Below are 5,328 nucleotides of genomic sequence, written 5' to 3'. Positions count from 1 at the left end.
CTCGGGATCCCCCCCGTCGTGCGCCCAGGTGTCGCGCACGGTGCCCGCGGTGTCCGGTCGCGCCGCCTACGCCCAGCTCGCCTCCCAGCAGGAGATCGCGCGCCAGCTGCGCGCCGCCTTCCCCGAGGAACTCGACGACGTCGGCGCGGCCGCCCTGGTCGGGGCGGTCGTCGGCGCGGTGTCCGGTGCGCTGACCGTGCTGTTCCAGCGGCCCGGCCTCGAGGACGGCGAAGCGCTGCAACGCAAGATCCAGGAGACCACCTCGAAAGTGCTGGCGCCGTGGCTGTCCCAGCCCGCGCCGGAGCTGCCCGCCGACCACCTACCGGTGATCGCCGACGTTCCACTACGCCAGGAGCCCGAAGCCTTTCGCCCCCTGAGCTCGGTGCATCGGCTCGCCCGCGTCTGAGCCCGGCGAGCAGCGCCGCCCGGTCAGGCGAACTGCTGCCAGCCCAGGCGGATCACCATGGCGGTGACCACCACCAGCAGAACGACCCGGACGAAACCGGCGCCCTTGGCCAGGGCCATGCGGGAACCGGCGATCGAACCGGCCACATTCGCCACCGCCATGGACAGGCCCAGCGCCCACAGCACATGACCCGTGCTCGCCAGGAACAGCAGCGAACCCAGGTTGGATCCGCAGTTGATGACCTTCGCCATGGCCGCGGCCCGCACGAACTCGGTGCCGAGCAGGGTGGCGAAGGTGATGATCAGGAACGTGCCCGTGCCGGGTCCGAGGACACCGTCGTAGAGGCCGATCAGGCCCGCGGCCAGCGCCACCACCAGGATGGTCTTGCGCCGTGTCGGGGGATGGGTGGCCATGGTGACCCCGATCGAGGGACGCAGCGTCACGAAGACCGCCACCCCGATCAGCACGACCATGACGATCGGGATGAAGTACGCGCGGTCGATGAGGGCCACCGCCGCCGAACCACAGGCGGCGGCCACCGCCGCGATCAGCGCACCCGGGATCAGCACCTTCCAGCGCATCGGCACCTTGCGGGCGAAGGTGAACACCGCCGCGCTGGTGCCGGAGAACGCGGCAATCTTGTTGGTGCCCAGGGCCGTCTGCGGTGCCAGGCCCGGCAGCACCACGAACAGGGTGGGCAGCACGATCAATCCGCCGCCGCCGACCACGGCGTCGACCCAGCCGGCCGCTGTCGCCGCGGTCAACAGGATCGCCCAATCCGCAATGCTCACTCCGCGACCCAACCAGACGCCGCCGCCCGGATTCAAACCGTCGGGTCTGCCAGCGAGTCGGCAGCGAACCGGCCCGTAGGGTGGACGGGTGCGCCGATTCAGTCTCTGGCTGCGCGGAAAACCGCTGATCACCGATTCGGCGGTCGCGCTGCTGCTGTTCGTCATCGATGTGCTCGCCCTGAGCAACAGCCAGTACAAACCCACCTATCTCGTGCTCAGCGTGCTGCTGCCGCTGCCGATCGTGTTCCGTCGCACCCACACCCGCGCCGCCGCGGCCACCATGGTCGTGCTGTCCATGACCGCGTCGCTGGTGCACTGGAGCGTCAGCGACCACGCCGTGCACCCGGCGCTGCTGGGCCTGGGCATCATGCTCTACACCCTCGTCGCGTACGTCGGCCGCCGCCAAGGACTCGTCTATCTGGCGATCCTGCTCATCGACGGAGTCGTCGCCGCGACCGCCATCGGCAAACCGCAGGGCACCGACATCCTGTTCAACGCCCTCTACTACGCGCTGTGCTGGACCCTGGCCGAATTCGTCGGCGCCCGCCACGCCTACGACACCGAGGTCGCCGCCCGCCTGGCCGTCGCCGACTACGACCGCGAACGCCGCGCCCACGACGCCGTCGCCGCCGAACGCACCCGCATCGCCCGCGAACTGCACGACGTGGTCGCGCACGCGGTCAGCGTCATCATCGTGCAGGCCGACGGCGCCCGCTACGCCCTGCGCCACGACCCCGACACCGCCGAGCAGGCACTGGCCACCATCGCCGGCACCGGCCGCGAAGCCCTGCGCGAACTGCGCCGCACGGTCGAACTGCTGCGCACCGAGCATGCGCCCGAACAACTTCCGCAACACGGCACCGCGGGCATCGCCAAGGTCGCCGACATGATGCGCAGCGCCGGACTCGACGTCTCCCTCGAACTGCGCGGCGAACTCGACACCGTCACCCCCGAGGTCAGCCTCGGCATCCACCGCATCGTGCAGGAATCGCTCACCAACACCCTGCGCCACGCCGGACCCGACCCGCGCGCCGACGTCCGCGTCACCCGCCGCGACACCGACGTACTGCTCGAGATCACCGACACCGGCGGCACCCCGCTCACCACGCCCCCCGACACCGGCTGCCCCGCCGGATCCGCCACCGCCCTGCCCGCGCTCGCCACCCGCATCCCCGGCAGCGGACTGGGCCTGGTCGGCATGCGCGAACGCATCGCCGTGCTCGGCGGCACCCTCACCACGGGCCGGAATCCACACGGCGGCTGGACCGTCCGCGCCACCATCCCCCTCGACCGCGACGAGGTGCGGGACTGAGCCGCCCACCTGCACCGACCGCCATCGGCCGCCGCCCGGCTATCCGCCCGCATCCTGGCGCCGGATAGGTTGGGAGCGTGCCGATCACCGTGCTCGTCGTCGATGACCAGGAACTCATGCGCGCCGGACTGCGAATGGTGCTCGGCGCGCACCCCGACATCGATGTGGTGGGGGAGGCCGACAACGGCGCCACCGCCATCGCCCGCGCCACCGAACTCGTCCCCGACGTGGTCCTCATGGATGTTCGCATGCCCGTCACCGACGGCGTCACCGCCACCGCCCGCATCATCGAATCCGGCTGCGGCAGCCGCGTTCTCGTCATGACCACCTTCGACCTCGACGAACACGCCCTCGGCGCGCTGCGCGCGGGAGCCAGCGGCTTCCTGCTCAAGGACACCCCGCCCGAAGACCTCATCTCCGCCATCCGCAGCGTCGCCGCCGGCGACGCCGTCGTCTCCCCGAAGGTCACCAAACGCCTGCTGGACCGCCTCATCGCCGAGGACCCGGCCGCCGGGCGCGACCCAGGGGTCCTCGACGTCCTCACCGCCCGCGAACGCGAGGTCCTCGAACACATCGCCGCGGGCCGCTCCAACGCCGAGATCGCCGCCGCCCTCTACCTCTCCGAGGCCACCGTCAAAACCCACGTCGGCCGCGTCCTCACCAAACTCGGCCTGCGCGACCGGGTCCAGGCCGTCGTCCTGGCCTACGAGACCGGCCTGGTCCGGCCCGGCGGCGCCTGACCGCTGTGACCGGGACCGCACCCGGGAGAAAAATCGGGACCTCGCGCGTTGTCACGGGTAGACCGATCGAAAGGATCGCCTGATGCCCGCCCTGTTGTTCCTCGCCTGGTTCGCCGCCGAGATCGCCACCCTGATCGGGGTCGGCCACCTCATCGGCGTCTTCCCCACGATTCTGCTGCTGCTGGCCGGATCGGCCGTGGGTCTGGTACTCGTGCGCTCGCAGGGCCGCCGCGTGTTCGAGGGATTCCGCCGCGCCGCGCGCGGGGAACTCGAACCCAGCACCGCCGTCGCCGACGGCGCGCTGGTCGGGGTGGGCGCGGTCCTGATGTTCGTGCCCGGCCTGCTCACCACCGCGCTCGGCCTGCTGGCGCTGCTGCCGTTCACCCGATTCCTGCTGCGCCCGGTCGTGGCCGCCTTCGCCGCGCGCCGGCTCAACCGGGTCGCCACCGCCGTCGGACCCTACGGATACCGCAATGTCGTGATCGATCCCGACGGCGAGGTCATCGACGCGACCGTGGTCACCGAGTACTACGACGACGGCCAGGGCCACGGATACAAGATGATCGATCCCCGCTGAGCGGGAACACACACGTCAATCCATACCGCCCGCGGGGCCGATCACCACTCCGGTGATCGGCCCCGCGGCATTGCGGACGGGGTCCTGGTCACAGTCGGCGAGTGCGATTGCCGCGACCGGCGGGGCGTGCGGCAGACTGGGCAGTCGTGAGTACCCAGTTGCTGGTCGGCGGCCGTATCTACAGTTCGAGCAATCCCGACGCGACGGCCATGGCCGTCACCGACGGGACCGTGGTGTGGGTCGGGCTGGACACACCGGCACGGGCGCTGCATCCGGACGCGGAGATCATCGACCTCGATGGGGCGTTCGTCGCACCCGGATTCGTGGACCCGCACGTGCACGTCACCGCGCTCGGGCTGAAACTGACGGGACTCGATCTGGCGCAAGCCGGTTCCCTGCGCGCATGCCTGGACCTGGTGCGCGACTTCGCCTCCGGCCATCCGGACGGGGTGATCCTCGGCGAGGGCTGGGACGAGACCCGCTGGGCCGAGGGCCGGGCCCCGACCCGCGAGGAACTCGACGCGGCCGCCCCGGGACGACAGGTGTATCTGGCTCGCGTGGACGCGCATTCGGCCGTCGCCTCGACCGCACTGCTCGACGCGGTGGACGGCATCACCGAGGCGAGCGGATTCACCCGCGGCGAGCCGCTGCGCGGGGACGCCCACCACCGGGTGCGCGGCGCGGCGCTGGGCGCGTTGAGCCGGGCGCAGCGGGACGCGGCCCGGCAGGCCGCATTGGACTCGGCCGCCGCCAACGGGGTTGTGGCCGTGCACGAATGCGCCGGACCCGAGATCTCCGGCGCCGACGACGTGCGCGAACTGCTCGACCACGCCCACGGCGTGGAGGTGCGCGCCTACTGGGGACAGGCCGTGCGGACCGCCGACGAAGCCCGCACCCTGGTCAAGGAACTCGGCGTGCACGCCCTCGGCGGCGACCTGTTCGTCGACGGTGCCATCGGCTCGCACACCGCGTGGCTGCGCGCACCCTACGCCGACCGCGACAGCACCGGCACCTCCTACCTCGACGCCGAAGCCATTGCCGCACATGTGCTCGCCTGCACCGAAGCCGGGATCCAGACCGGATTCCACGTCATCGGCGACGCCGCCATGGACGCCGTCGTCACCGGATTCGAACGGGCCGTGGACGCGCTCGGCGGCCCGGCCGTCGCCTCGCGCGGGCACCGGCTCGAACACGCCGAGATGATGACCCCGGAACAGATCACCAAACTCGCCGCGTGGGGTGTGATCGCCAGCGTCCAACCGGGATTCGACGCCGCCTGGGGCGGCCCCGACGGCATGTACGCCACCCGCCTCGGCGCGGACCGGGCCGCCACCCTGAACCCGTTCGCCGCCATGGCCGCCGCGGGCATCTCCCTCGCCATCGGCTCCGACGCCCCGGTCACCGCCCTGAACCCGTGGGAAGCGCTGCGCGCCGCGGTCAACCACCGCACCCCCGGCCACCAGATCTCCCCGCGCGCCGCCTTCGCCGCCGCCACCCGGGGC

General features: G+C 71.7%; 5 protein-coding genes and 1 pseudogene. 5 read left to right on the top strand and 1 reads right to left on the bottom strand.

Features of this window, described 5'->3' with window-relative positions; genetic code table 11:
- Nucleotides 1-406, top strand: a pseudogene (locus tag ACWELJ_RS33135) (hypothetical protein); the annotation flags it as partial.
- Between the two features lie 23 nt (nucleotides 407-429).
- On the opposite strand, the gene ACWELJ_RS33130 reads toward ACWELJ_RS33135, so the two are convergent.
- Entirely contained in the window at nucleotides 430-1,197 is a 768-nt protein-coding gene (locus ACWELJ_RS33130) for a TSUP family transporter (RefSeq protein WP_452370016.1), read from the bottom strand.
- Between the two features lie 88 nt (nucleotides 1,198-1,285).
- On the opposite strand from ACWELJ_RS33130, the gene ACWELJ_RS33125 reads away from it, so the two are divergent.
- The 4 genes from ACWELJ_RS33125 to ACWELJ_RS33110 form a co-directional block, all read left to right on the top strand.
- The gene (locus ACWELJ_RS33125) at nucleotides 1,286-2,509 is read left to right on the top strand and encodes a sensor histidine kinase (RefSeq protein WP_452370015.1); all 1,224 of its coding nucleotides are present in this window, start codon (nucleotides 1,286-1,288) and stop codon (nucleotides 2,507-2,509) included.
- Nucleotides 2,510-2,586: 77 nt separating this feature from the next.
- Complete coding sequence (locus ACWELJ_RS33120; protein ID WP_452370014.1) at nucleotides 2,587-3,249, top strand: response regulator; 663 nt, start codon at nucleotides 2,587-2,589, stop codon at nucleotides 3,247-3,249.
- 82 nt (nucleotides 3,250-3,331) lie between these two features.
- Entirely contained in the window at nucleotides 3,332-3,826 is a 495-nt protein-coding gene (locus ACWELJ_RS33115; RefSeq protein ID WP_452370013.1) for an FxsA family protein, read from the top strand.
- Between the two features lie 146 nt (nucleotides 3,827-3,972).
- Nucleotides 3,973-5,328, top strand: a 1,356-nt coding sequence (locus ACWELJ_RS33110; RefSeq protein ID WP_452370012.1) for an amidohydrolase, incomplete at its 3' end; no start/stop codon positions are given.

Source organism: Nocardia sp. NPDC004582 (genome assembly GCF_053602115.1).
Note: the sequence above shows the minus strand (reverse complement) of the source record. Positions and strands in the feature narration are given on the sequence as shown.